This is a genomic window from Curtobacterium sp. MCPF17_046 (assembly GCF_003224295.1).
In the GTDB taxonomy this organism is placed as follows: Bacteria; Actinomycetota; Actinomycetes; order Actinomycetales; family Microbacteriaceae; genus Curtobacterium.
Genome location: NZ_QKLB01000006.1, coordinates 128566 through 153168 on the forward strand (window position 1 = coordinate 128566; position 24603 = coordinate 153168).

Annotated in this window: 25 protein-coding genes and 3 tRNA genes; 19 read left to right on the top strand and 9 right to left on the bottom strand. The window is 71.6% G+C overall.

Annotated elements, in window-relative coordinates; all coding sequences use genetic code 11:
- Window positions 1-25: 25 nt before the first annotated feature.
- Complete coding sequence (locus DEJ32_RS07710) at window positions 26-331, bottom strand: hypothetical protein (protein ID WP_110900843.1); 306 nt, start codon at window positions 329-331, stop codon at window positions 26-28.
- Window positions 332-417: 86 nt separating this feature from the next.
- Window positions 418-855, bottom strand: coding sequence for an Lrp/AsnC family transcriptional regulator (locus DEJ32_RS07715; protein WP_110825680.1), 438 nt, complete (start codon window positions 853-855; stop codon window positions 418-420).
- Window positions 856-1072: 217 nt separating this feature from the next.
- Here DEJ32_RS07715 and ddaH point away from each other — a divergent pair, with 217 nt between their 5' ends.
- Window positions 1073-1963, top strand: coding sequence for a dimethylargininase (gene ddaH, locus DEJ32_RS07720; protein ID WP_220033001.1), 891 nt, complete (start codon window positions 1073-1075; stop codon window positions 1961-1963).
- Window positions 1963-3198 carry an ornithine--oxo-acid transaminase gene (rocD, locus tag DEJ32_RS07725; protein WP_110900897.1) on the top strand — a complete coding sequence of 412 codons (1236 nt, stop codon included), beginning with the start codon at window positions 1963-1965 and terminating at the stop codon, window positions 3196-3198. Before ddaH ends, rocD begins: the two co-directional genes overlap by 1 nt.
- A 194-nt stretch (window positions 3199-3392) precedes the next feature.
- Here the strand turns inward: rocD and DEJ32_RS07730 are convergent, their stop codons facing one another.
- Both DEJ32_RS07730 and DEJ32_RS15985 read right to left on the bottom strand, forming a co-directional pair.
- Window positions 3393-4394 carry an SDR family oxidoreductase gene (locus DEJ32_RS07730; protein WP_110900844.1) on the bottom strand — a complete coding sequence of 334 codons (1002 nt, stop codon included), beginning with the start codon at window positions 4392-4394 and terminating at the stop codon, window positions 3393-3395.
- Window positions 4395-4453: 59 nt separating this feature from the next.
- Entirely contained in the window at window positions 4454-4777 is a 324-nt protein-coding gene (locus tag DEJ32_RS15985) for a hypothetical protein (RefSeq protein WP_146234103.1), read from the bottom strand.
- Between the two features lie 547 nt (window positions 4778-5324).
- Between DEJ32_RS15985 and DEJ32_RS07740 the strand changes: the two genes are divergently transcribed.
- Window positions 5325-6335, top strand: a complete 1011-nt coding sequence (locus DEJ32_RS07740) for an aldo/keto reductase family protein (protein ID WP_110900846.1) — start codon at window positions 5325-5327, stop codon at window positions 6333-6335.
- Between the two features lie 198 nt (window positions 6336-6533).
- Here the strand turns inward: DEJ32_RS07740 and DEJ32_RS07745 are convergent.
- From DEJ32_RS07745 to DEJ32_RS07755, 3 genes are all read right to left on the bottom strand, one after another.
- Window positions 6534-6606, bottom strand: a tRNA-Phe gene (locus tag DEJ32_RS07745).
- A 1-nt stretch (window position 6607) separates the two neighbouring features.
- Window positions 6608-6684 (bottom strand) — tRNA-Asp (locus tag DEJ32_RS07750).
- A 71-nt stretch (window positions 6685-6755) separates the two neighbouring features.
- Window positions 6756-6828, bottom strand: a tRNA-Glu gene (locus tag DEJ32_RS07755).
- 330 nt (window positions 6829-7158) lie between these two features.
- On the opposite strand from DEJ32_RS07755, the gene DEJ32_RS07760 reads away from it, so the two are divergent.
- Window positions 7159-8460 carry a M23 family metallopeptidase gene (locus DEJ32_RS07760; protein WP_146232833.1) on the top strand — a complete coding sequence of 434 codons (1302 nt, stop codon included), beginning with the start codon at window positions 7159-7161 and terminating at the stop codon, window positions 8458-8460.
- 30 nt (window positions 8461-8490) lie between these two features.
- Entirely contained in the window at window positions 8491-9969 is a 1479-nt protein-coding gene (locus tag DEJ32_RS07765; protein WP_110900847.1) for an NlpC/P60 family protein, read from the top strand.
- A gap of 103 nt (window positions 9970-10072) precedes the next feature.
- On the opposite strand, the gene DEJ32_RS07770 is transcribed toward DEJ32_RS07765, so the two are convergent.
- On the bottom strand, window positions 10073-10564 hold the full coding sequence (locus tag DEJ32_RS07770; protein ID WP_110900848.1) for an inorganic diphosphatase: 492 nt from the start codon (window positions 10562-10564) through the stop codon (window positions 10073-10075).
- Window positions 10565-10630: 66 nt separating this feature from the next.
- On the opposite strand from DEJ32_RS07770, the gene tilS reads away from it, so the two are divergent.
- The 14 genes from tilS to DEJ32_RS07835 all read left to right on the top strand — a co-directional run bounded on the left by tilS (window position 10631) and on the right by DEJ32_RS07835 (window position 23391).
- The gene (gene tilS, locus DEJ32_RS07775) at window positions 10631-11668 is read left to right on the top strand and encodes a tRNA lysidine(34) synthetase TilS (RefSeq protein WP_110900849.1); all 1038 of its coding nucleotides are present in this window, start codon (window positions 10631-10633) and stop codon (window positions 11666-11668) included.
- 9 nt (window positions 11669-11677) lie between these two features.
- Window positions 11678-12229: a hypoxanthine phosphoribosyltransferase gene (gene hpt, locus DEJ32_RS07780; RefSeq protein ID WP_110889508.1), complete on the top strand. Its 552-nt coding sequence runs from the start codon at window positions 11678-11680 to the stop codon at window positions 12227-12229.
- A 118-nt stretch (window positions 12230-12347) separates the two neighbouring features.
- Window positions 12348-14336, top strand: coding sequence for an ATP-dependent zinc metalloprotease FtsH (gene ftsH / locus DEJ32_RS07785; RefSeq protein WP_110900850.1), 1989 nt, complete (start codon window positions 12348-12350; stop codon window positions 14334-14336).
- Window positions 14337-14342: 6 nt separating this feature from the next.
- Entirely contained in the window at window positions 14343-15305 is a 963-nt protein-coding gene (gene folP / locus DEJ32_RS07790; RefSeq protein ID WP_181420617.1) for a dihydropteroate synthase, read from the top strand.
- Window positions 15302-15694, top strand: a complete 393-nt coding sequence (gene folB, locus DEJ32_RS07795; RefSeq protein WP_110900851.1) for a dihydroneopterin aldolase — start codon at window positions 15302-15304, stop codon at window positions 15692-15694. The genes folP and folB overlap by 4 nt, the downstream gene beginning before the upstream one ends.
- Window positions 15691-16227 (top strand): 2-amino-4-hydroxy-6-hydroxymethyldihydropteridine diphosphokinase, encoded by a 537-nt coding sequence (gene folK, locus DEJ32_RS07800; RefSeq protein ID WP_110900852.1) that lies wholly within the window; start codon window positions 15691-15693, stop codon window positions 16225-16227. Before folB ends, folK begins: the two co-directional genes overlap by 4 nt.
- Window positions 16224-16700 carry a DUF3180 domain-containing protein gene (locus DEJ32_RS07805; protein WP_146232834.1) on the top strand — a complete coding sequence of 159 codons (477 nt, stop codon included), beginning with the start codon at window positions 16224-16226 and terminating at the stop codon, window positions 16698-16700. The genes folK and DEJ32_RS07805 overlap by 4 nt, the downstream gene beginning before the upstream one ends.
- A gap of 50 nt (window positions 16701-16750) precedes the next feature.
- Window positions 16751-17272: a PH domain-containing protein gene (locus DEJ32_RS07810; RefSeq protein WP_110825666.1), complete on the top strand. Its 522-nt coding sequence runs from the start codon at window positions 16751-16753 to the stop codon at window positions 17270-17272.
- Window positions 17273-17278: 6 nt separating this feature from the next.
- Window positions 17279-19096 (top strand): PH domain-containing protein, encoded by a 1818-nt coding sequence (locus DEJ32_RS07815; protein WP_110900854.1) that lies wholly within the window; start codon window positions 17279-17281, stop codon window positions 19094-19096.
- Window positions 19093-19785 carry a Rossmann-like and DUF2520 domain-containing protein gene (locus tag DEJ32_RS07820; RefSeq protein ID WP_110825805.1) on the top strand — a complete coding sequence of 231 codons (693 nt, stop codon included), beginning with the start codon at window positions 19093-19095 and terminating at the stop codon, window positions 19783-19785. The genes DEJ32_RS07815 and DEJ32_RS07820 overlap by 4 nt, the downstream gene beginning before the upstream one ends.
- Before the next feature lie 73 nt (window positions 19786-19858).
- Window positions 19859-21403 carry a lysine--tRNA ligase gene (gene lysS, locus DEJ32_RS07825; protein ID WP_181420618.1) on the top strand — a complete coding sequence of 515 codons (1545 nt, stop codon included), beginning with the start codon at window positions 19859-19861 and terminating at the stop codon, window positions 21401-21403.
- A gap of 77 nt (window positions 21404-21480) precedes the next feature.
- On the top strand, window positions 21481-21684 hold the full coding sequence (locus tag DEJ32_RS07830; protein ID WP_110825664.1) for a hypothetical protein: 204 nt from the start codon (window positions 21481-21483) through the stop codon (window positions 21682-21684).
- 180 nt (window positions 21685-21864) lie between these two features.
- Entirely contained in the window at window positions 21865-21996 is a 132-nt protein-coding gene (locus DEJ32_RS16465; protein ID WP_258367478.1) for a hypothetical protein, read from the top strand.
- A 342-nt stretch (window positions 21997-22338) separates the two neighbouring features.
- The gene (locus DEJ32_RS07835) at window positions 22339-23391 is read left to right on the top strand and encodes a sigma-70 family RNA polymerase sigma factor (RefSeq protein WP_110825663.1); all 1053 of its coding nucleotides are present in this window, start codon (window positions 22339-22341) and stop codon (window positions 23389-23391) included.
- A 178-nt stretch (window positions 23392-23569) separates the two neighbouring features.
- On the opposite strand, the gene DEJ32_RS07840 is transcribed toward DEJ32_RS07835, so the two are convergent.
- Complete coding sequence (locus DEJ32_RS07840) at window positions 23570-24502, bottom strand: NAD(+)/NADH kinase (protein ID WP_110825662.1); 933 nt, start codon at window positions 24500-24502, stop codon at window positions 23570-23572.
- Window positions 24503-24603: the final 101 nt, after the last annotated feature.

Below are 24603 nucleotides of genomic sequence, written 5' to 3' on the forward strand. Positions count from 1 at the left end.
CTTCGGACTGGGTCGGCTGGGGCGGTCAGCGCCGCAGGAGGACCGCCCCCAGGTAGGACGGTGCCGCGGCGACCGCGGTCTTCCAGTGTGCTCCGCTGCGGGGGTCGGTCCGTGGAGCGAGCGCCAGCGGCACGAGCGCGGGCAGCAGGAACAGGCCGGCCCGCGACCGCGTCCACACCGGCGTCGTCGCGGCGGCACCGGTCAGCGCCGCGGTGACGACGAACAGGCCGTGGTGGACGACCCGCAGCTTCCGGGTGCGGATGAGGCGCACCGCCACGGCGGTGCCCCACAGGCAGTTGACCACGTACGCGACGGCCGCAGCGGTGACCATCCGCCGGGCGGTGGTCGAGCCGGGAGGCGTGCCGCGCCTCCCGGCTGTCGTCGTCCGTCCCATGGTCGCGAAGCTCCGCACCGGGGTCAGTCGGAGCCGCGGCTGACGAGCTTCGACAGCACGATCGCCGAACGGGTGTGGTCGACCTGGGGCGCGAGGCGGACCCGGTCGAGGGCTTCCTCGAGCGCCGGGAGGTCCCGCGACCGCATGTGCACCACGGCGTCGGCGCTGCCGGTGACGGTGCCGGCGTCGACGACCTCGGGCACGGCGTCGAGCAGCGTGCGGAGTTCGTCGGGCGAGACCGTGCCGCGGCAGTACAGCTCGACCCAGGCCTCGGTGCCGCGGTCGTCCACCGCGGGGTCGACCTTGATCGTGAAGCCCTGGATGACCCCGTCTGCCACGAGTCGGTCGACGCGACGCTTCACGGCGGAGGCGGAGAGCCCGACGACCGAACCGATCTCGCCGTAGCCCGCGCGGGCGTTCTCCCGGAGCTGGTCGAGGATGCGGTGGTCGAGCGAATCCATTGTCCCGATCCTACGCGGGCTCCTTGCGAGACCAGCACGTCCGACGCAGGAATCGTGCGCCCCGAGCGCGGCGTCGGTGCTGTGCCGGACCTCCCTCCTGTGCCAGACTCAGGGCAGGCGTCGACCTGGTCCGCCTCCGGCGAGTGAGCCTGCGTCTCGTCGGAGCTCTCACCGTGGTGGTTCCTGGCAGGCTCGGGCCCCGGTCCTGGAGGACCTCGTGTCGAACACCGCACCCCAGCCCACCGCCGCTCCGCAGCGCACGGCCACCAAGCGCACCATCCTCATGTGCAAGCCGACCCACTACACGGTCAGCTACCGGATCAACCCCTGGATGCACCCGGAGGAGCCGACCGACACCTCGAAGGCCGTCGAGCAGTGGCAGTCCCTGGTCGACGTCTACGAGCAGCTCGGCTTCCAGATCCACCAGATCGAGCCCGTCGAGGGCCTGCCGGACATGGTCTACGCGGCCAACGGTGGCTTCGTGCTCGACGGTGTCGCGTACGGCGCGAAGTTCCAGTACCCGGAGCGCCAGCCCGAGGGTCCGGCGTACATGGAATGGTTCCGCCAGGCCGGCCTGACCGTCGCCGAGCCCGAGGAGACGAACGAGGGCGAGGGCGACTTCCTCCTCATCGGCGACACCATCTACGCCGGTACCGGGTTCCGATCGGACAGCACCTCCCACGAGGAGCTCGCGCGGGTGTACGGCCGCGAGGTCGTCACCCTGAAGCTCATCAACCCGAGCTTCTACCACCTGGACACCGCCATCGCGGCGCTCGACCCGGTGCCCGACGCCGAGGGGAAGTCGAACATCGCGTACCTCGAGAGCGCCTTCGACGAGCCGTCCCTCGCCATCCTGCGCGAGCGCTTCCCGGACGCGATCATCGCCACCGAGGAGGACGCCGCGATCCTCGGGCTCAACTCGTACTCCGACGGGTACAACGTCGTGATCGCCTCCCGGGCCACCACGTTCGCCTCGCAGCTCCGCGAGAAGGGCTACAACCCGATCGGCGTCGACCTGTCCGAGCTGCTCCTCGGTGGCGGCGGCGTGAAGTGCTGCACGCTCGACCTGCACCCCGTCGGCACCGGCACCTCGGTGGCGCGGTCCTGATGGCCGGCGCGCTCGGGGCGAACACGGCCGCCGCGCTCGCCGTGGAGGACCGCACCCTCGCCCACAACTACAGTCCGCTGCCGGTCGTCATCGCGTCCGGTTCCGGGGCGACCGTCACCGACGTCGACGGCCGGACGTACCTCGACGGGCTCGCGGCGTACTCGGCGGTGAACTTCGGGCACGGCAACCCGCGCCTCCTCACCGCGGCCCGCGACCAGCTCGACCGCGTGACCCTGACCAGCCGCGCGTTCGTCACCGACCGGCTCGGACCCTTCGCCGAGGGGCTCACCGCGCTCACCGGCACCGAGATGATGCTGCCGATGAACACCGGCGCCGAAGCGGTGGAGTCCGCGATCAAGGTCGCCCGAGCCTGGGGCTACCGCGTCAAGGGCGTCCCGCAGGGGCAGGCCACGGTCATCGTCGCGAGCGGGAACTTCCACGGCCGCACCACGACGATCATCTCGTTCTCCGACGACCCCTCGGCGCGGGACGACTTCGGTCCGTACACGCCGGGCTTCCGGACCGTCCCGTACGGCGACGCGTCGGCGCTCCGGGACGCGATGGACGACACCGTCGTGGCCGTGCTGCTCGAGCCGATCCAGGGCGAGGGCGGCGTGGTGATCCCGCCGGCGGACTACCTGCCCGCGGTCCGCGCGGTGTGTGACGAGTTCGGTGCGCTGTTCATCGCCGACGAGATCCAGTCCGGGCTCGGCCGCACCGGGCACACCCTCGCCGTCGAGCGCGTCGGCGTGACCCCGGACCTCGTCACGCTCGGCAAGGCGCTCGGAGGGGGGATCGTCCCGGTCTCGGCCGTGGTCGGGCGCGCGGACGTGCTCGGGGTCCTGCGCCCTGGGGAGCACGGGTCGACCTTCGGCGGCAACCCGCTCGCCGCGGCCGTCGGCACCGAGGTCGTGGCGATGCTCGCCGAGGGCACCTTCCAGCAGCGGGCGCTCGACGGCGAACCGGTGCTCCGCGGGTACCTCGACGAGCTCATGGACGAGGGCGTCGTCGCACACCGGGTCGCCGGACTGTGGGCCGGCATCGACATCGACCCCGCGCTCGGCACCGGCAAGGAGGTCGCGAAGGACCTCGCGGACCGCGGGGTGCTCGTGAAGGACACGCACGGCTCGACGATCCGCTTCGCCCCGCCGCTCGTCGTCACGGACGAGGAGATCGGCACCGCGATGCAGGCCCTCGGCGCGGTCCTCCGCGCCCGCGCCACGCGCGGCGCCTGAGCGCGGCCGGCCGGCGCGAGCCGCACCCGCACAACAGGAACCGGCTCGAACCACGGACGTCCGTGGTTCGAGCCGGTTCCTGTTGTGCCCCGCCAGTGCGCGCCGCGTTGCGCGCCGCGGCGGTCGGAGCCTGCCGCGCGCCGGACGGGAGGCGCGGGGCCAGACCAGCCGCGCCTCCCGTCCGACGGCGCTCGCTAGACGCGGCCCGGCGCGTACGCCTCGGCCAGGCGGTCCATCAGTGCGTCCTTCTCCTCGTCGACGACCTGCGCCTCCGGGTGGGCGTCGTACCAGGCGACCAGCTCGCGGGCACCCTCGCGGAACGTCGTCCGCGCCGCCCAGCCCGGCACGAGCGTCCGCACCTTGCTGTTGTCGAAGACCATGCTGTTCGCCTTGTCGCCGACGACCCCGGCACCCCAGTCGGAGTCGGCGGCCATGATCGCGTCCGAGGGGACGTGCACGATCGTGGGCTCGGGCGCTCCCGCCGCGGCTGCGACCTCCTGGTGGATACGGTCCCACGTCGGCGACTCCTGGCCGGTGATGTGGAACGCCTCGCCGATCGCCTCGGCCCGGTCGAGCACCCCGACGAACGCGACCGCGAAGTCCCGCACGTGCGTGAGCGTCCACAGCGAGGTCCCGTCGCCCGGCACGATGACCGGCTTGCCGCGGCGCATGCGGTCCACGACCGTCCACCCGCCGTCGAACGGCAGCAGCGTCTCGTCGTAGGTGTGCGACGGCCGGATGATCGTCATCGGGAAGTCGTCCTGCCGGTAGGCCGCGACGAGCAGGTCCTCGCACGCGATCTTGTCCCGCGAGTACTGCCAGTACGGGTTCTTCAGCGGCGTCGACTCCGTCACCGGCAGGTGCGTCGGCGGGGTCTGGTACGCCGAGGCCGAGCTGATGAAGACGTACTGCCTGGTCTTCCCGGCGAACAGGTCGATGTCGGCCTGCACCTGGTCGGGCGTGAACGCCACGAAGTCCGCCACGACGTCGAACGTGCGGTCGCCGAGCGCCGCCGCGACGGCGTCGCGGTCCGACACGTCGGCCTGGAGGCGCGTCACCGTGTCCGGGAGCGCCCGCTTCTCCGTCGTGCCCCGGTTGAGCACGCTGACGTCGAAGCCCTGGTCCACCGCCTCGCGGACGCAGGCGGCGCTGATGACGCCGCTCCCGCCGATGAACAGCACACTGGGTCCGGTCATGGATGCTCCCTTGCTCCCGGCGGTGCATCCGCGCACCGCGTCCCTTGCGATCCTGCACCTCAGGGGCTGGGGCGGGCGTCGAGGACCGCGGGGAGGCTCGTCGTCGCGGACGCCCACTCGGCGGCTATCGGGCTGACCCAGCGGAGCAGTTCGATCGCGTAGTCGTGGTCCCGGCGAAGGTCTCGCTGGTGGATCGGCTCGTGGTGAGCCGCGCGGTTGCGGACGAAGTGCAGTTGCTGCAGCCGTGCTCGTACCTGGCGCTGGCGGGTCAGGACGTCGACGGGCCCTTCTGGGAACGCGCGGTGGAGAGCCGGTGTCCAGAGGGCCGTGAGGTAACGGCTCTCGACGAGGTACCGCCAGAAGCCGAAGCTCAGCTCGGCCAAGACCCGTCCATGCGTCTCCGCTCCACCGTGTCGCGCGGCCCGTGAGCGCGCCTTCGCAAGGTCTGCGCTGCCCTGCCGGTCGAGCGGGACGTGGTCGAACCACGATCGGGACGAGTATCGGCGTTCCGACCAGTTGCGCAACGCACGGTCCATCGCGTTCCTCGCCACGACCTCGACGATGCCAGTGAGTTCCAGGACGCTGGAACTCGCGCGCATGTTCCACTCGTAGAGACGCAGTGCTCGACTCTGGCTCGTGGTCGCTCGGGAGTAGGAGGACAACCGTGCCGGGGTCAGCAAGACGGCGACGTCATCGTCGCTTCGGTGCATCTCGTGTCCTTTCGTCGCGTCGGGTCGTCGTGTAAAGTCGTTGCCGAAGACCCCGGAACGATCACTGGCCACGGCCACATCGCCGGGGTTTCGTCTTGTCCGGCCGCAACTGATACTCCAGCGTACCGGTGCCTGCCCCGCTGCAGAGGCGGCTCACCCGCTGAGGACTACCGTCACGGGCGGTGCCGCACCGACGCGGCCACGACAGGAGTGACAGCACATGGAGTACCGCTACCTCGGCAACTCGGGCCTCAAGGTCTCCGAGATCACGTACGGCAACTGGCTCACCCACGCCTCCCAGGTCGAGAACGACGCGGCGATCGCCTGCGTCAAGGCCGCCCTCGAGGTCGGCATCTCGACGTTCGACACCGCGGACGTCTACGCCAACACCGGGGCCGAGACCGTCCTCGGTGAAGCGCTGAAGGGCGAGCGCCGCCAGTCCCTCGAGATCGCCACGAAGGTCTTCGGGCCGACCGGTCCCAAGGGCCACAACGACACCGGGCTGTCGCGCAAGCACATCCTCGAGTCGATCGACGGCTCCCTCGGCCGCCTGCAGACCGACTACGTCGACCTGTACCAGGCGCACCGCTTCGACCACGAGACGCCGCTCGAGGAGACGATGCAGGCGTTCGCCGACATCGTGCGCCAGGGCAAGGTCCTGTACGTCGGCGTCTCCGAGTGGACGGCCGACCAGCTCCGTGCCGGTGCCGCACTGGCGAAGGACCTCGGGTTCCAGCTCATCTCGAACCAGCCGCAGTACTCCGCGCTGTGGCGGGTCATCGAGGAGGAGGTCGTCCCCACCTCGAAGGAGCTCGGCATCTCGCAGATCGTCTGGTCGCCGATCGCGCAGGGCGTCCTGACGGGCAAGTACCAGCCCGGGCAGCCACTGCCCGAGGGCTCGCGCGCCACCGACGACAAGGGCGGCGCGAAGATGATCGAGCGCTTCATGAACGACGAGGTCCTCTCGGCCGTGCAGGAGCTCAAGCCGATCGCCGACGAACTGAGTCTCTCGATGGCGCAGCTCGCCGTGGCGTGGGTCCTGCAGAACGAGAACGTGGCGTCGGCGATCATCGGCGCTTCGCGACCGGAGCAGGTGCACGACAACGCCGGCGCTGCCGGGGTGCAGATCCCGGCCGAGCTGATGAGCCGCATCGACGACGCCCTCGGTGGTGTCGTCGAGCGCGACCCGGCGAAGACGAACGACAGCAGCCCGAAGACCCGCGAGGCGTAGGCCGCGCTGCCCGGCCGGGAGGAGCCTTCTGGCCGACGCCGCACAACAGAAAGCGGCTCGAACCGTGGATCCCCGCGGTTCGAGCCGCTTCCTGTTGTGCGGGGACGATCCGAACCGCGACCGCGACCGCGACCGCGGACCGGGACGACGCCCACCAACACAAAAGAGCCCCTCACTCTCGTGAGGGGCTCTCCACCGTGGCTGGACGCGGCGTCGATCCGCGGACCTTTCGATTTTCAGTCGAACGCTCTACCAACTGAGCTACCCAGCCGTGGCGACCCTGACGGGACTTGAACCCGCGACCTCCGCCGTGACAGGGCGGCACGCTAACCAACTGCGCTACAGGGCCATGTGGAATTACTTGTGGTGCTGATCTTGCTCGGTTTCGTTCTGTTCTGCTTGCTGTCCCCCGATGAGGAGTGACCCCAACGGGATTCGAACCCGTGCTGCCGCCGTGAAAGGGCGGTGTCCTAGGCCACTAAACGATGGGGCCGCAAGCAGTGCATCGCGCTACCGATGGACAAGCATACGGACGGTCGGCCCTCTTGCCAAATCGAGCCCGTCCGACGCCGTCCTTCGGCGTGTCGCGGGTGTTCCCGCACGAACGAGCGTGCTGACTCCCGCACCGCTCAGGACGTGCACCTCGATGGACCTTCAGCAAGCAGGCCGAGCGGTGTCCCACGGTGACGCCCGCCACGGTGGAACCATCGACAGCGGCCACTCACCCCTCCACGGGGGTGTCCCCGGGCTCGGTCGTGTTGTTACTGTGGCGTTTGTTGACAGTGTGACGCACGCCGCACCGCACCGTTACGAGATCGAGACCATGACGACATCCTCATCGCCCGCTCGCCCCCGCCGCCGCTTCGTCGCCGCCGGGGTGTCCGTCGTCCTCGCGGCCGGAGCCCTCGTGGCACTCGTGCCGAGCGGCGCCGCTTCCGCCGCGAGCTACCCGAGCTGGGACGACGTGCAGGCCGCCAAGCAGTCGCAGGCCGCACAGTCCGAGAAGGTCTCCGAGATCAAGGGCCTCATCGCCCAGCTCGAGTCCGCGTCCGCCGCCAAGGAGAAGGCCGCCGCTGCTGCCGGGACGGCCTACCAGGACGCCCAGACGGAGTACGACCGCAAGGCGCTCGAGCAGCGGAAACTCCAGGCCCAGGCGGACGAGGCGGCCAAGACCGCTTCCGCGTCCGAGGCGCAGGCGGGACAGCTCGCCGCGCAGCTCGGCCGCTCGAACGCCGAGGACGTCACCACGGACCTCCTCACGAAGCCCTCGGCCTCCGGCGACCTGCTGTACGAACTCGGCGCCATGTCGAAGCTCACCGAACAGGCCGACGGCATCTACTCCGAGGCGAGCCAGGACCGCGGCACCGCGCAGGCGCTGGCCGACAAGTCGAAGGTCGCCGAGGACGCCCTCGGTGACCTCGCCGACGAGGCCCAGGCGAAGATGCGCGCTGCGCAGGACGCGGCCGACCAGGCGCAGGCCGCGGTCGCCGCCCAGCAGGCGAACCAGGACCGCCTGGAGGCCCAGCTCGCCGCCCTGACGTCGAAGACCGAGACGACGCAGGCCCAGTACGAGAAGGGCGTCCGTGCCGAGAAGGCGCGGCAGGCCCGCCTCGCGGCGGCCCGCGCCGCGGCGGCTGCCGAAGCGGCGAAGGCGCTGCCGCCCGCCGCGACCGCCGGTGTGCCCGCACCCGCGACCGGGAACGTCCCCGCGGCCTCGTCCGGGTGGGTCCGGCCCGCCGCCGGCTACCAGTCGAGCCCGTACGGCCTGCGCGTCGACCCGTACACGCACGTCTACACACTGCACGCGGGCGTCGACCTGGCCCCGGCCTGCTACTCGCCCATCTACGCAGCGGCATCCGGCACGGTGACCTTCGCGGGGAACGGCGGCGGGTACGGCAACGAGGTCATCCTCGACAACGGCGGCGGCATCTCGACGGCCTACGGGCACATCGTCGACGGCGGGATCATGGTCTCCTCCGGGCAGCACGTCACCGCCGGCCAGCAGATCGCCCAGGTCGGCTCGACCGGCTGGTCGACCGGCTGCCACCTGCACTTCGAGACCCGGGTGAACGGCGCAGCCGTCGACCCCGTCCCCTTCATGGCAGCGCGGGGGATCTCGGTATGAGCACGAGCACTGCCAGGAGGCACTGACCCGATGAAGAAGCCTGCACGTTCCCTGGTCTGCGGGATCGCCACCGTCTCGATGCTCAGCCTCGGGCTGTCCGTCGCGGTCGCCGTCCCCGCCCAGGCCGCACCGTCCGCTCCGTCGTGGAAGGACGTGCAGGCAGCGAAGGACGACCAGGCGGAGCAGCAGCGCACCGTCGACGCGCTCACCGCCCGGATGGCGACGCTGCAGGACCGGGTGGACCGCACCGGTGCGACCGTGCAGGAGGCCGGGCAGACGTACGCGCTGGCGGCCTCCCGGCAGCAGCAGGCGAAGGACACCCTCGACGGCCTCACCGCGGAGTCGGAGCGGGCGAAGGCCGCGGCGGACGAGTCGGCCGGTCAGGTCGCGGCGCTCGTCGTCGAGCTGTCCCGGTCGGGTGGCGGGGACCTGTCGACCTCGATGCTCGTCGACTCGCGTGACGTCGACGACCTGCTCTACCAGGTCGGCACGATGTCACACCTGTCGGAGCGATCGGCCACCGTGCTCGAGCGGGCACAGGCCGACCGCCGCACGGTCGACTCCCTCGCGGCCCAGCAGCGTCAGGCGACGAAGGCCCTCGCGGACGCCACGGACGCCACGAAGGACGCCTTCGACGCCGCGAACGACGTCGCCGCCGACGCGCAGTCGGCGCTGCAGGCCGGCCAGGAGGCGCAGGACGAGGTGCTCGAGCAGCTCGCCTTCCTCAAGGGCACGACGGTCGCGACCGAGCAGGCGTACTGGTCGGCGAAGCAGGCCGAGCAGGCGGAGATCGAGCTCGCGGCGCAGGCGAAGCGGGCGGCGGCGCGGCCGTCCCGGTCCGGTGCTGCTCGTCCCACCGCGGAGACCGGTGCCGACGGTGCGGCCGCGGGTGGGGGGAACGCCACGGGGTCGACGCCGTCGAGGAACCCGGCGAACCCGTCCGTCCCGGCACCGGCAGCACCGAAGCCCGCAGCCCCGAAGCCGGCAGCTCCGAAGCCCGCAGCCCCGAAGCCCGTCGCACCGGCCCCGCAGCCGGCGCCGAAGCCGGTGGCACCGAAGCCCGCCCCCGCTCCTGCGCCCGCGCCGGCTCCGGCACCCAAGCCCGTGAGCAGTCCCTCGAAGGCCGCCGGCGCGATCGCGTACGCCCGCGGGCAGCTCGGCAAGCCGTACTCGATGGGCGGCGCCGGGCCGAACTCGTGGGACTGCTCGGGCCTCGTGATGATGGCCTACAACTCGCAGGGCATCGCGACCGGTGGCCACAACGTGGTCTGGCAATACAACTACTTCGGCTCGATCGGCCGACTCGTGCCGCTGTCGCAGCGTCAGCCCGGCGACATCCTGTTCTACTCGCACACCGGCACCGCTGCCGGCGGATACCACGACTCGATCTACACGGGCGGCGGCATGATGGTCGAGGCCGCGAACCCCCAGGTCGGTGTGGTCGAGCGGCCGATCTGGCTGCCGGGCGACCTGCTGCCCTACGTGGCGCGGCCCTCCGGCGCGGTCTGACGCGAGCCGACCCGGCGCACTGCCGCGGAACGCGCCCCACAACGAACAACGCGCCCCGTCGGAACGGGGCGCGTTGTGCGTTGCGGGGCGCGAGGCCCCGGCGTCAGTGACCAGTCGGCACGTACGCGGCCTGGCCGGCCTGCACGATGGCCTCGGCCTCGGCGGCGTCGCCCCAGCCCTCGGCCTTGACCCACTTGTTCGGCTCGAGGTCCTTGTAGCGCTGGAAGAAGTGCGCGATCTCGGCCTTGGTCTGCTCCGGGACGTCCGCGATGTCCTGGATGTGCGCCCAGCGCGGGTCCTTCGCGGGGACGACGAGGACCTTCTCGTCCTTGCCGGCCTCGTCGCTCATCTTGAAGACGCCGACCGGGCGGACCTTGACGCCCACACCGGGGAAGGTCGGGAACTCGAGGAGGAGCAGCGCGTCCACGGGGTCGCCGTCGTCGGCCAGGGTCTTCTCGAAGAAGCCGTAGTCCGTCGGGTAGACGAACGAGGTGAAGAGCACGCGGTCCAGGTACACGCGACCGGTCTCGTGGTCGACCTCGTATTTGTTGCGGCTGCCCTTGGGGATCTCGACGACGACGTCGTACGCGGCCATGTGCACTCCTTGGTTCTTCCGGTGGTGGTCTGTCGGCCGTCGGGACGGCCCGGCTAACGTTACCGGGTGAACACTCCGCGCCCCCGGCTGGACCCCGCGGTCGCCGAGATCCGGCGGTCCGTCCGGTCCCTGCTCGAACGCGCCCGGGCCGACGGCACCGTCGCGTCCGGTGACCTCGTGCTCGTCGCCCTGAGCGGTGGCCCGGACTCGCTCGCGCTCGCGGCCGCCACCGCGTTCGAGGCGCCGAAGCAAGACCTCCGTGCCGGTGCCGTCGTCGTCGACCATGCGCTCCAGGCGGGGTCCGAGGCGGTGGCGGGACGGGCCTCCCGGCAGGCCGCCGAGCTGGGACTCGACCCGGTGACGGTCCGCCGGGTCACCGTCGGCTCCGACGGCGGTCCGGAGGGCGCCGCCCGCGAGGCCCGCCACGCGGCCCTCACCGAGGTCGCGGCCGCCACCGGGTCACCCCTCGTGCTCCTCGGGCACACGCTCGACGACCAGGCCGAGACGGTGCTGCTCGGCCTGCTGCGCGGCAGCGGACCGGACAGCCTGTCCGGGATGGAGCCGTTGACCGCCCGCGCCGCGGGGCCCACGTACGGACGTCCGCTCCTCGGGGTCCGGCGGCACGTGACCCGGCAGGCCTGCGCTGCGTCCGGCCTGGTGCCGTGGGACGACCCGCAGAACACCGACCCGACGTACGCCCGCGTGCGGGTGCGGACCGCGCTGATGCCCGTGCTCGAACGCGAGCTCGGGGCCGGCGTCCCGGAGGCGTTGGCGCGCACGGCCGACCAGCTCCGCGAGGACGCCGCGGCGCTCGACCACTTCGCCGAGGAGATGGCCGAGGACCTCGCCGAGCACTCCGAGGCGGGGATCTCGCTGTCCGTCCCCGAGCTGGCCGCGAACCCCCCGGCGCTCCGGCAGCGGCTGGTCCGGCTCGCGGTGGAGGGCGAGTTCGGGGTGACGCTGTCCCGGACGCAGACGCTCGAGGTGTGCCGGCTCGTGACCGACTGGCGTGGGCAGGGGCCGATCGACCTCCCCGGCGTCCGGGCCATCCGGTCCGGTGAGCGGGTGTCCTTCGGCGCCAGGGAGCCCCACCCGGGCGGTTAGGGTGGTGTGGTGGAACTCTCCGACGTGCAGGCAGACCTCTCCGAAGTGCTCTTCACCCCCGAGCAGATCGACGACAAGATCGCCGAGCTCGCCGCAGCGGTGGACCGTGACTACGCCGGGCGCGACCCGCTGCTCGTCGGCGTGCTGAAGGGCGCGGTCATGGTCATGGCCGACTTCTCCCGCCACCTCAAGATGCAGGCGCGGATGGACTGGATGGCCGTGTCCTCCTACGGCTCCGGCACGAAGTCGTCCGGCGTGGTGCGGATCCTCAAGGACCTCGACACCGACCTGCACGACCGTGACGTCATCATCGTCGAGGACATCATCGACTCCGGCCTGACGCTGTCCTGGCTGAAGCAGAACCTCGAGTCCCGCGGGGCCGCGAGCGTCGAGATCGTCGCGCTGCTCCGCAAGCCCGAGGCCGCCAAGGTCGAGGTCGACGTCAAGTACGCCGGGTTCGAGATCCCGGACGCCTTCGTCGTCGGGTTCGGTCTCGACTACGACGAGCGCTACCGCAACCTGCGCGGCATCGGCGTCCTCGCGCCGCACGTCTACTCCTGACAGGCGAGCGGGAGTTCGCCCGCAGAGGACACCCATTCTCGCCACAGAGTCACCGCCGTATGCTGACTCGCACGCACTTCAGGCAGAGAAAGGTGTCGGGCCGTCGGGCCCGGATCACATGGACTTCAAGCGCATCCTCCGCGGGCCGTACATCTGGATACTGGTCGCGCTCGTGGGGATCTTCATCGGATGGACGTTCATCGCCCAGTCCGGCACCCAGGAGATCTCCACGCAGAAGGGCCTCGAGCAGCTCTCGGACGGCAAGGTCTCGGCGGCCGTCATCAACTCCACGGAGCAGCGCGTCGACCTGACCCTCCGCGGCGAGGGCGGCACCGAGCAGTTCTACTACTCGACGCCCCGCGGGCCCGAGGTCGTCGAGGCGGTCTCGCAGGCCGACCTGCCGAAGGGCTACAACGACCACGTCCAGCAGTCGAACGTCCTCGTGTCGCTCCTGCTGACGCTGCTGCCGTTCCTGCTCATCGGCGCGTTGTTCTGGTTCCTGCTCTCGAGCGCCCAGGGGGGTGGCTCGAAGGTCATGCAGTTCGGCAAGTCCAAGGCCAAGATGAACAACAAGGAGAACCCGCAGGTGTCGTTCGCCGACGTCGCGGGCTCCGACGAGGCGATCGAGGAACTCCACGAGATCAAGGAGTTCCTCAAGGAGCCAGCGAAGTTCCAGGCCGTCGGCGCGAAGATCCCGAAGGGCGTGCTGCTGTACGGCCCTCCCGGTACCGGCAAGACCCTCCTCGCCCGCGCCGTCGCGGGAGAGGCCGGCGTGCCGTTCTACTCGATCTCCGGTTCGGACTTCGTCGAGATGTTCGTCGGTGTCGGTGCGAGCCGTGTCCGTGACCTGTTCGACCAGGCCAAGCAGAACTCGCCCGCCATCGTCTTCATCGACGAGATCGACGCCGTCGGTCGTCACCGCGGCGCCGGCATCGGCGGCGGCAACGACGAGCGCGAGCAGACGCTGAACCAGCTCCTCGTCGAGATGGACGGCTTCGACGGCAAGACGAACGTCATCCTCATCGCGGCGACGAACCGCCCCGACGTGCTCGACCCCGCGCTCCTCCGCCCGGGTCGCTTCGACCGGCAGATCGGCGTGGATGCGCCGGGCCTGCAGGGCCGCAAGCAGATCCTCGAGGTGCACGCGAAGGGCAAGCCGCTCGCCGCGAGCGTCGACCTCGAGTTGCTCGCCCGCAAGACGCCGGGCTTCACCGGCGCCGACCTGGCGAACGTCCTGAACGAGGCCGCGCTGCTCACCGCACGGTCGAACGCGCAGCTCATCGACAACCGCGCCCTCGACGAGGCCGTCGACCGCGTCATGGCCGGGCCGCAGCGCCGCACGCGCATCATGTCCGACCAGGAGCGCCTCATCACGGCGTACCACGAGGGTGGACACGCCCTCGCGGCCGCCGCGATGCGTCACACCGACCCGGTCACGAAGATCACGATCCTGCCGCGCGGCCGGGCACTCGGCTACACGATGGTCCTGCCGCTCGAGGACAAGTACTCGGTCACGCGCAACGAACTGCTCGACCAGCTCACCTACGCCATGGGTGGTCGCGTCGCCGAGGAGATCGTCTTCCACGACCCGACCACGGGCGCGTCGAACGACATCGAGAAGGCCACGGGCACCGCGCGCAAGATGGTCACCGAGTACGGCATGAGCCGTGCCGTCGGGTCTGTCAAGCTCGGCGCCGGGTCGACCGAGCCGTTCGTCGGCCGCGACATGAGCGGTGGCACCGGTCGCGACTACTCGGAGAACATCGCCGAGACCGTCGACGCGGAGACCCGCGCCCTGCTCGAGGCCGCGCACGACGAGGCCTACCAGGTGCTCAACGCCAACCGGGACATCCTCGACCGCCTCGCCGGCGAACTCCTCGAGAAGGAGACGCTCGACGCGCCGGAGCTCGTGGAGATCTTCAAGGACGTCCGCAAGCTGCCCGAGCGCCCGCAGTGGCTCTCGAGCGACAAGCGCCCGGTGAGCGACCTGCCCGCGATCGCGGTCCCGGGCAAGGCCGCCGCGACGGCCGAGGAGCCCGTCGGCATCGACGCCTCGAAGCCCCGTCGCCACCGCCCGTTCGGCAACCCCGGTATCGCCCCCGCGTAGGCCGGCATGACGGACCTGCCGACGAGACGGTCGCGTCGGCTCGCCGAGGTGAGTCGAGCGCGCGAAGCAGCAGCAGGACCGGCGACGGTCGCGATCGACCTCCGAGCACCCTCCCCGGTGCCGGAGGTCGTGACCGGCCGTCGCCGCGACCGCTCCACCGGAGACGCCACCCGTGTGATGGGCATCCTCAACGTGACGCCCGACTCGTTCAGCGACGGCGGCCTGCACCTGGCCGTCGACGCGGCGCTGGAGCACGCCCGGACCCTCGTCGCGACCGGTGCCGACATCGTCGACGTCGGCGGTGAGTCCACCCGGCCCGGGGCCGAGCGGGTCCCTGCCGAGGTCGAACAGCAGCGTGTACTGCCGGTCGTGCAGCAGCTCGTCGCCGAGGGCCTCGCGGTGAGCGTCGACACCATGAACGCCAGCACCGCTGAACGGGCGGTCGACCTCGGTGCCGTCATCGTCAACGACGTCTCGGGCGGACTCGCCGACCCGGACATGGTCCACGTCGTCGCGGACTCCGGCGTCGGCTACGTCGTCATGCACTGGCGCGGCCACAGCGACCGGATGCACCGGAACGCCGAGTACACGCACGCGGTCGAGGAGGTGCGGCGCGAGGTGGAGATGCGCGTCGCGGAGCTCATCGTCCTCGGCGTCCGCCAGGAGCAGGTCGTCATCGACCCGGGTCTCGGCTTCGCCAAGCAGGGGCGGCACAACTGGGAGATCCTGGCGGGTTACGACCGCTTCGCCTCGATCGGGCTCCCGGTGCTCGTCGCCGCGTCGCGGAAGCGGTTCCTCGACGGCGTGGGCAGTCCGGCCGGGGCGCCACCGGCCGAGCGCGACCTGGCCACGGCGGCGATCAGCCTGCTCGCGGCCGAACGCGGCGCATGGGGCGTCCGCGTGCACGACCCGGCGCCGACCCGCGCCGTACTCGACGTCTGGGACGCCTGGAGGGCAGCTCGATCATGAGGGACACCATCCGCCTCGTCGGGGTCCGCGCACGCGGCAACCACGGGGTCTTCGAGCACGAACGCGCCGACGGGCAGGACTTCGTCGTCGACGTCGCGGTCGAGGTCGACGCCACCGCGGCGGCCGACTCGGACGACCTCGCCGAGACCGTGCACTACGGGGTGCTCGCCGAGCAGGTCGTCGCCGAGATCGAACGCGACCCGGTCGACCTCATCGAGACCCTGGCCGAGCGCATCGCCGCGGCCGTCCTGACGCACCGGGCGGCCCTGGCGACCGAGGTCACCGTGCACAAGCCGCAGGCACCCATTCCGGTGCCGTTCACGGACGTGTCCGTCACGATCCGACGGGAGCGCACGAGCGATGCCGACGGGACCGAGGAAGAGGAATGACGCGCGTCGTCATCGCCCTCGGCGCCAACCTCGGTGACCGGGGGAGCACCCTCCGCGCCGCCGCGCGAGCGATCGCCGCGCTGCCCGGGGTCCGTCCGGTGGCGTCGAGCTCCGAGGTCGAGTCCGTCGCCGTGACCCTCGACGGCCCGGACGCGGCGAAGCCCCGCTACCGGAACGCGGTCGTGGTCGTCGACACCGACCTCGAGCCGGACGAGCTCCTCGACGCCCTGCACGGCATCGAGGACGAGCACGGCCGGACGCGGGAGGTCCGGTGGGGCGACCGGACGCTCGACCTCGACGTCATCGCCGTCGACGACCGGCACATCGACACCGCGACGCTCACCGTGCCGCACCCCCGGGCGCACGAGCGCGCGTTCGTCCTCGCGCCGTGGGCGGACGCCGACCCGGACGCCGTCCTGCCCGGGCGCGGACCCGTCGTGGCGCTGCTCGCAGCCCTCGGCGACGACACCGAGCGGGTCGACGAGCCGCGGCTGTTCGACGCGATCGCGCCGGCGGCGGGAGCCGCCTCGTGAAGCCGACGCGGGCCTCCACGCTGGTCAGCGTCGCGATCGTCGCCGCGGTCGCCGGGTTCGCCCTCGACACCGCCCTGACCGCACGGCAGTCCCCGACGCTCCTCATGTCGGTGCCCCTCGGCCTGACGCTCGCGTTCATCGGCATCGCGCTGCTGTTCATGGCCGCGCCGATCCGTCGGCAGACCCGGGGCCGCGCCGAGCGACGGGTCGACCCGATGTACGCGACCCGCGTGGTGTTCCTCGCGAAGGCCTCGAGCATCTGCGGTGCGCTGTTCGGCGCGTTCGCCCTCGGACTGCTCGTGTACCTCCTGACCCGGTCGGTCCTGCCTTCGCTAGGCTCGACCCTGCCGAACGCGGTGGCGTTCGGCGGCGGGATCGTGCTCACCGTGTGCGCCCTCGTCGCCGAGCGGATGTGCATCGCGCCGCCCCCGGACGAGGACGACCACGACGGGCGGGGCGCCACCACGGCCTGACCGGTGATGCCGGTCGACGAGGACCGATCCCCGCAGACCAGGAGACCCCGATGCCGCTCGAACGCCTCGACGAGACCGGACTGGGTCTGCACGACGTCACGTGGACCCGGGTCTCCGCGAAGCTGGTCTGGACCGACCTCGTCGGGACCGTCCTGGTCGGCGGTGTCGTCACGGCGGGGCTCGTGCTCCTCGGCGTCGCGAGCGGCGGCACGGGCGGCACGGCGGGCCTCGTCTGGTTCGTCCTCGGCGCCGTCGTCGCCGTCGTCACGCTCGTCACCGCCGTCCTCACCCCGCGCCGCATCCGGTCCATCGGGTACGCGCTGCGCGAGGACGACCTGGTGCTGCGTCGCGGGCTGATGTGGCAGCGCTTCACGGCCGTGCCCTACGGTCGGCTGCAGCTCGTCGACGTGAACCGGGGCCCGCTCGACCGGGCGCTCGGGATGAGTGAGCTGAAGTTCGTCACGGCGGCGGCGTCGTCGAACATCCGGATCCCGGGCATCCCCGCGAGCCAGGCCGACGAGCTGCGCGACCGGCTCGTCGAGCTCGCCGAGTCCCGTCGCGCGGGGCTGTAGGCCGTCGTGACGTTCCGACCCGAGGCCCCGATGCCCGCGCCGCCCCGCAAGGGCGACGCGGCAGCGGCTGCGCCCCTCACCGACGGCGAGTGGCACCGCCTGCACCCGCTCACCCCGCTGCTCAAGGGCGGCATCTTCCTGGTCGTCATCCTCGGCTACGTCCTCAACAACCTGCGCGACCAGATCGTCGAGGTGTTCATCCCGGGCGAGGGCGGCCCGCAGGAGGACGGGGACCCCGTCCGCTACGTCTACGAACACGGCGTGGTCGGCTGGGTGCTGCTCGGGATCGCGGTCCTGTTGCTCGTGCTCATCGGGCTGTTCCACCTGTCCTGGCGCATGCACGAGTTCCGCGTCACGGGCGAGATCGTCGAGGTGCGCTCGGGCGTCGTGTTCCGCACGCACCGCAAGGCCCGGCTCGACCGCATCCAGGGCATCAACATCTCGCGGCCGCTCATCCCGCGGCTGTTCGGCACCGCCAAGCTCGAGGTGGCGCAGGCCGGCAACGACGCCAACGTGCAGCTCGCGTACCTGGGGGCGAAGGCCGCGGACGACCTCCGGCAGCGCATCCTCGTCCTCGCCTCGGGCGCGAAGGACCCGGCACGCGACCCGCGGGCCGCTGCCGCTGCCGCCGGAGGCGCGTACGGGCGCGTGGGGGAGTTCCTGGCGCCCGAGCTCGACCCCGAGGCCGTGCACGCGACCCGGGTCGTGCGGGTGCACCCCGGACGGCTCATCGCGTCGATGCTGCTCTCCGGCACGACGGTCGTCATCCTGCTGCTCGTCGTGGCGATCATCGTGAGCATCAGCCTGACCGGGCAGTACTTCCTGCTCGTGTCGCTGTTCCCTGCGGTCATCGGCGCGGGCGGCTACTACGTCCGCAAGTTCTCGAAGTCGCTCCGGTACACGATCGCGGAGACCCGGGACGGCATCCGGATCGGCTTCGGGCTGTTCTCCACCTCGAACGAGACGCTGCCGCCCGGCCGCATCCACGCCGTGAGCGTCGCCCAGCCGCTGCTCTGGCGCCCCTTCGGCTGGTGGGACATCCGCATCAACCGGGCGACGAACGCCGGCAACGGCGCGACGACGAACCAGCAGGCCTCGTCGATCGTGCTGCCCGTCGGCACCGCGGCCGACGTCCGTCAGGTGCTCGAGATCATCCTGCCGGAGCTCGTCGGCGCGGCGGTCGTCGGACCGGCGGCGTCGATGGAGCGGTTGCGCGAGGGGTCGGCCGAAGCCGTGGGTGTCGTCGACGACAGCCTCACGACCACGGGCGACCAGGGCGGTTTCGTCCACTCGCCCCGTCGCGGTCGGTGGCTGCGCCCGTTCTCCGCGTCGCGCAACGGCTACCGCTTCGTGCCCGGAGCCGTGTTGCTCCGGCTCGGTGCCGTCTGGCGCTCGCTCGTCGTGGTCCCGCTGCCGCGCGTGCAGAGCGTCAAGGTGACGCAGGGACCGCTCGAGCGCGCGCTGCGCGTCGCGTCGGTGCACGTGCACACGGTCTCCGGTCCGGTGTCCGCCCGCGTCGGGGCGCTCGACGCCGGTGACGCGCAGCGGCTCTGGTCCGGCACGACCGAGCGCGCGGTCGAGGCGGCGGCCGCCGACACCTCGCACCGCTGGCGGGACGGCCAGGAGGCCCGCCCCACCGCCGACACGTCGGCGCACGGTCCCGAGGTGGCCGGATCGCACGCGCCCGGATCGCACGCGCCCGGGCCGCACGTGACCGAGCCGGACGGCGGAGGCCAGGCCGACGGCCGACCGGCGCCCGCGTGGCTGACGCAGGACGGGCCTCCCGGCTGGCACACCGTCCCGTGGCCGGGAGCCCTGCGATGAGGGCCGGGCGTCTCGGTGTCGGCATCATCGGCGCCGGACGGGTCGGCCCCGTGCTCGGAGCCGCCCTGGCGAACGCCGAGCACGCCGTCGTCGGCATCACCGCCGTCTCCGAAGCCGGACGCGACCGCGCCGAGGCGATGCTCCCCGGGGCGCCGGTGCTCGGCACGCCGGAGCTCGTCGAGCGCAGCGAACTCGTGCTCCTCGCCGTGCCGGACGACCAGCTCCCGTCGCTCGTGCAGGGCCTGGCGGACGCGGGCATCTGGCAGCCGGGTCAGCTCGTGGTGCACACCAGCCCGGACCACGGGGTCGACGTCCTCGCCCCGGCGATGCGCGCCGGGGCGATCCCGCTCGCGATCCACCCCGCGATGGCGTTCACCGGGACCAGCGTGGACCTCGCCCGGCTCCGGGACGCGTACTGCGCCGTGACCGCGCCGGCGCCGGTGCTCCCCATCGCGCAGGCCCTCGTCGTGGAGATGGGCGCCGAGCCGTTCGTCGTCGCCGAGCGGGACCGACCCGCGTACGCCGACGGGGTGCGCGCGGCGGTGAGCTTCTCGACGGCGATCATCGACCAGTCCGTCGGAGCGCTGGCGGGCATCGGCGTGGAGCACCCCGGGCGGGTGCTCGGCGCGCTCGTGCGCTCGGCCGTCGACAACGCGCTGACCGCGGCCGACGGGCAGTCGACGCTCTGAAGGACGGCGGGGGGAGTGCAGCCGGGCGGGTAGCATCGACGCGATCCCCCACGACCTCCGGAGCCGCACCAGCATGACCGACGAGACCGCCCCCGCACGCACCGACACCGCGGCCGAGACCGCGGTCGCCGACGCCGCCGCACTGGCCGAGCAGGAGACGAGCGAGCAGCGTCAGGTCCGACTCGACAAGCGCGCGCGACTCCTGGCGTCCGGAGTCGACGCCTACCCGGCCGAGCTGCCGATCACGACGACGATCCCGGCCGTCCGCGAGCAGTACGCGCACCTGGAGACCGGCGAGGAGACCCAGGACGTGGTCGGCGTCGCCGGGCGCGTCGTGTTCTCCCGGAACACCGGCAAGCTCTGCTTCGCCACACTGCAGGCGGGTGACGGCTCCCGCATCCAGGCGATGGTCTCCCTGGCCGAGGTCGGCGACGAGTCGCTGGCCCGCTGGAAGGAGTTCGTCGACCTCGGGGACCACGTGTTCGTGCACGGCCGGGTCATCTCCTCGCGTCGTGGCGAGCTGAGCATCATGGTCGACGAGTGGGCGATCGCGGCGAAGGCGATCCTGCCGCTGCCGAACCTGCACAACGAGCTGAACGAGGAGACCCGGGTCCGACAGCGGTACCTCGACCTCATCGTGCGCGAGGACGCGCGGAAGACCGTGCGGGCCCGCGCCGCCGTGATGTCGTCGCTCCGCCAGACCTTCACGTCGCACGAGTACCTCGAGGTCGAGACCCCGATGCTGCAGACCCAGCACGGCGGCGCCTCGGCCCGACCCTTCGTCACGCACTCGAACGCCTTCGACACCCAGCTGTTCCTGCGCATCGCGCCCGAGCTGTTCCTCAAGCGCGCGGTCGTCGGCGGCATCGACCGGGTGTTCGAGATCAACCGCAACTTCCGGAACGAGGGCGCCGACTCGTCGCACTCGCCCGAGTTCGCGATGGTCGAGGCGTACCAGGCGTACGGCGACTACGAGCAGATGGCCGACCTGACCCAGGAGCTCGTGCAGAACGCCGCTCGTGCCGTCACCGGCGGACCGCTCGTCGTGACGCTGCCCGACGGCACCGAGTACGATCTCGGTGGCGAGTGGGCGCGCATGGACATGTACGGCTCGCTGTCCGAGGCCGCCGGTCGGGAGATCACCCCGGAGACCCCGCTGTCCGAGCTGCAGGCGCTCGCCGAGGCCGAGGGCGTCGAGGTCGCGCACGCCACCCACGGCAAGTACGTCGAGGAGCTCTGGGAGCACTTCAACTCGGACGCGCTGTACGCGCCGACCTTCGTGATGAACTTCCCGGTCGACACCTCGCCGCTGACCCGACAGCACCGGACCCGTCCGGGTGTCGTCGAGAAGTGGGACCTCTACGTCCGCGGGTTCGAACTCGCGACGGCCTACTCCGAGCTCGTCGACCCGGTCGTGCAGCGGGAGCGCTTCGTCGAGCAGGCCCGACTGGCCGCGGGCGGTGACCCGGAGGCGATGCGCGTCGACGAGGAGTTCCTCCGTGCGCTCGAGCATGCGATGCCGCCGTCGGGTGGCATGGGCATGGGTGTCGACCGGCTGCTCATGGCCGTCACCGGCCTCGGCATCCGCGAGACCATCCTCTTCCCGCTGGTGAAGTAGGCCCGACCCCGCGGAGGAGGCCCGGTCTGCGTCGGACGCAGGCCGGACCTCCCGACCGGGCGGGGTACCATGAACGCGTGCCGAATGGACTCGTGAGTGGGATCGTCTTCGCCCTGACCCCGACCGTCCTGCTCGGGCTCATCTTCTGGTTCATCATGCGTGCGATCATCCGCGCCGACCGCACCGAGCGCACCGCCTACGCGAAGATCGAGGCGGAGGAGCGCGCCCGCTTCGAGCGCGAGCGCGGCACCGCCTCCGCGGCCCCCACGAGCGCCGAGTAGTCGGGCCAGCGGCGAGTAGTCGGGCGAGCGCCGAGTAGCCGGGCGAGCGCCGGGCGACCCGGCCGGCGCCGACGAGTCCGGACCGCTCTCCCGCTGCACCGTCCGCGCGGCACCGTCCGGTGTCCTGCCGGTCACCCGTCGTTCACGCCGTCGTCGCCGTGCCGTGTGAGCATCGTCGGCATGTCCATCCTGCAGCCCTCCACAGCCCGCAGCCTCGTCGGCGACATCGAGAGCGAGTACGACGAGTTCGACCGCGACGCCGACCACGAGGTCTCGAAGGCCAGGGACGGGTGGCTCGAACCGTCCTGGTGACACCGCCGCGACATCCTCTTCGGGGTACGTCGACCGGATCCCCCGATCCGGCACGACGTACCCCGTTCCCGTTGTCCGGATGGCGTTGCACCCCGGGGTACAGGTGTCCCCCTCCACGCTCAGCGGGAGTTGCACCCGTGTGATTCCGCGCCGATCCGCGTCCTGGCGGCGATCGACGGCGAGCACGCAGGGCAGGGGCGGAGTACCGCCCGGTTGTCCCCCGGTCGTGAACCACGGAGATCCCTGGGAATCGATCCAGCGGGTTTGTGGGGTACAGCCCCTGACCGCCAAACTCGGTCTCAGCCCACGAAGGACCATCCGTCACAGGCAGGGAGAGTCACCATGGCGATCGCAACGGCCGCACCCAGCACCACCTCGCGCCGCACCAAGAAGGCAGCGACCAAGACCACCTCCGCCGAGGTCACCACCCTCGACACCGTCGCCGAGGTCGAGGCCGACGAGCAGCTCGCCGGCGTCCGCGGCGCATCCGTCGACCAGGTCGGCGACTACCTCCGTCACATCGGCCGGCTCGCCCTCCTCACCGCCGAGGAAGAGGCGGACATCGCCCGCCGCATCGAGGTCGGCCTGTTCGCCGAGGAGAAGCTGCACAACGAGCCGGGCCTCGAGAAGTCCCTCGAGCGTGAGCTGCGCTGGCTCGTCCGCGACGGTGAGCGCGCCAAGGAGCGGATGATCACCTCGAACCTCCGCCTGGTCGTGAGCATCGCGAAGCGCTACTCGCAGCGCGGCCTGCCGTTCATGGACGTCATCCAGGAGGGCAACCTCGGGCTGGTCCGTGCGGTCGAGAAGTTCGACTTCACGCAGGGCTACAAGTTCTCGACCTACGCCACCTGGTGGATCCGCCAGGCGATCTCGCGTGGTCTCGCCGACAAGGCACGCACGATCCGCATCCCGGTGCACACGGTCGAGCTGATCAACAAGATCTCGCGCACCGAGCGCGACCTGACCGTCGACCTCGGCCGCGCGCCGATGCCCGACGAGGTCGCCGCCGAGCTGAGCATGAGCGTCGAGGAACTCGTCGACCTCAAGGGCCGCTCGCACGAGCCGGTCTCGATCCACACCGTCGTCGGCGACTCCGACGACAGCGAACTCGGTGACTTCATCGAGGACGAGGACGCCGCGAGCCCGAACGAGCTCACCGAGACGACGCTCCTGCACCGCGACATCCGCTCCATCGTCGCCGAGCTGCCGAGCGACGAGGCCAACGTCATCCGCATGCGCTACGGCCTGGACGACGACAAGCCGATGACGCTCGACGAGATCTCGAAGATCGTGCACACGACCCGTCAGGCCGTGAGCCGTGTCGAGTCGCGCGCCAAGCTGCGCCTGTTCGCCAAGGCGGTCTCGCAGGACATGCAGCTGTACCTGACCGAGTAGGTCAGCAGACTCCGGTCGGCCCGTACGGGTCGGCCAGGGGATCCGGGTCGGTCCGTGGGAAGACGATCCGTGGGGTGATGGGATGAGGCCCGTCCGGTGCGAACCGGACGGGCCTTCCGTCGTCCCCGGGACGCGCGACGGGGACGCGCCGGGGACGGGCCGGGAGGCGCGGACCGCGTCAGTCCTCGGTCTCGCGTCGCAGCTTCTGCCGCAGGTCGTGCGGGATGAGCTCGATGAGCTGGTCCGGCCGCAGCGGCAGGTCCAGGAGGCCGAGCTTGAGCCGTCCGGTCCGACCGTGCCGTTCCGCGTCGAGCCGCACCACGCTGCCGGCGTCCTTGCGCAGCCGCACCTCGAGCTGCGCGCCGGTCGCGACCTCGCCGACGACCAACCCGTCGACCTCGAGCGCCGCGCTGCGGGTGCCCTCCGCGATGTCGAACCGGTAGCGCTCACGGGCGGCGAGCACCACCGAGCGGTCGATCCCCGCCATCGGGGCCACCGGCGTGACGACGGACCCCGACAGTGCGGGGGACAGGACCGGGCCGCCCGCAGCGTAATTGTAGGCGGTGGACCCGGCGGGCGTCGCCGCGACGACGGCGTCCGCGCGGTAGTACCCGTACATGAGCCCGCCGACGCTGAGGTCCGCGGACACCTGGCCGGCACCGGGGCGGCGGACGATCGTGATGTCGTTGAACGCCAGGTAGTCGGTCCGGGCACCACCCCAGGAGAGTCGGGCCTCGAGGGCGTGGTGCGGTTCGAGCTGGTACTGCCCGGCCGAGAGCCGTTCGAGCGCGGCCTCGAGCTCGGGCGGCTCGATCTCCACCAGGAACCCGACGTTGCCGTAGTTCACGCCGAGCACCGGCACGGGCCGACGGGCGACGAGCCGCATCGCGCCGAGCATCGTGCCGTCCCCACCGAGCGCGACGACGAGGTCGACCCGGTCGGTGAACTCGTCGTCGTCCACGACGTCGATGTCGCTCCGGAGCCGAGCGGCGTCGATGCTCCGCGCCATGAGCCGGCCCGCGCCGGACGCGTTCCAGCGGTCCAGGATGTCGACGGACTCCTGGACGTTCTTCGACGGGTGGACGACGAGGCCGACGACGGGCTGCTCCATGGTGCGGATCGTACCCGGCGGCGGTCCGGAATCGTCGGGCGGGCCTGCCTGCGGGACCCGTCCGCGGGAGCCGGGGCGGGCCTCCCGGCAGGGCCGGTGCG

Excerpts from the sequence above, each read along its gene's own strand:
- DEJ32_RS07710 (WP_110900843.1), bottom strand. The coding sequence starts at position 331 with ATGGTCACCGCTGCGGCCGTCGCGTACGTGGTCAACTGCCTGTGGGGC.
- DEJ32_RS07715 (WP_110825680.1), bottom strand. The coding sequence starts at position 855 with ATGGATTCGCTCGACCACCGCATCCTCGACCAGCTCCGGGAGAACGCC.
- rocD (WP_110900897.1), top strand. The coding sequence starts at position 1,963 with ATGGCCGGCGCGCTCGGGGCGAACACGGCCGCCGCGCTCGCCGTGGAG.
- DEJ32_RS07730 (WP_110900844.1), bottom strand. The coding sequence starts at position 4,394 with ATGACCGGACCCAGTGTGCTGTTCATCGGCGGGAGCGGCGTCATCAGC.
- DEJ32_RS07740 (WP_110900846.1), top strand. The coding sequence starts at position 5,325 with ATGGAGTACCGCTACCTCGGCAACTCGGGCCTCAAGGTCTCCGAGATC.
- DEJ32_RS07760 (WP_146232833.1), top strand. The coding sequence starts at position 7,159 with ATGACGACATCCTCATCGCCCGCTCGCCCCCGCCGCCGCTTCGTCGCC.
- DEJ32_RS07765 (WP_110900847.1), top strand. The coding sequence starts at position 8,491 with ATGAAGAAGCCTGCACGTTCCCTGGTCTGCGGGATCGCCACCGTCTCG.
- DEJ32_RS07770 (WP_110900848.1), bottom strand. The coding sequence starts at position 10,564 with ATGGCCGCGTACGACGTCGTCGTCGAGATCCCCAAGGGCAGCCGCAAC.
- ftsH (WP_110900850.1), top strand. The coding sequence starts at position 12,348 with ATGGACTTCAAGCGCATCCTCCGCGGGCCGTACATCTGGATACTGGTC.
- folP (WP_181420617.1), top strand. The coding sequence starts at position 14,343 with ATGACGGACCTGCCGACGAGACGGTCGCGTCGGCTCGCCGAGGTGAGT.
- folB (WP_110900851.1), top strand. The coding sequence starts at position 15,302 with ATGAGGGACACCATCCGCCTCGTCGGGGTCCGCGCACGCGGCAACCAC.
- folK (WP_110900852.1), top strand. The coding sequence starts at position 15,691 with ATGACGCGCGTCGTCATCGCCCTCGGCGCCAACCTCGGTGACCGGGGG.
- DEJ32_RS07810 (WP_110825666.1), top strand. The coding sequence starts at position 16,751 with ATGCCGCTCGAACGCCTCGACGAGACCGGACTGGGTCTGCACGACGTC.
- DEJ32_RS07820 (WP_110825805.1), top strand. The coding sequence starts at position 19,093 with ATGAGGGCCGGGCGTCTCGGTGTCGGCATCATCGGCGCCGGACGGGTC.
- lysS (WP_181420618.1), top strand. The coding sequence starts at position 19,859 with ATGACCGACGAGACCGCCCCCGCACGCACCGACACCGCGGCCGAGACC.
- DEJ32_RS16465 (WP_258367478.1), top strand. The coding sequence starts at position 21,865 with ATGTCCATCCTGCAGCCCTCCACAGCCCGCAGCCTCGTCGGCGACATC.
- DEJ32_RS07835 (WP_110825663.1), top strand. The coding sequence starts at position 22,339 with ATGGCGATCGCAACGGCCGCACCCAGCACCACCTCGCGCCGCACCAAG.
- DEJ32_RS07840 (WP_110825662.1), bottom strand. The coding sequence starts at position 24,502 with ATGGAGCAGCCCGTCGTCGGCCTCGTCGTCCACCCGTCGAAGAACGTC.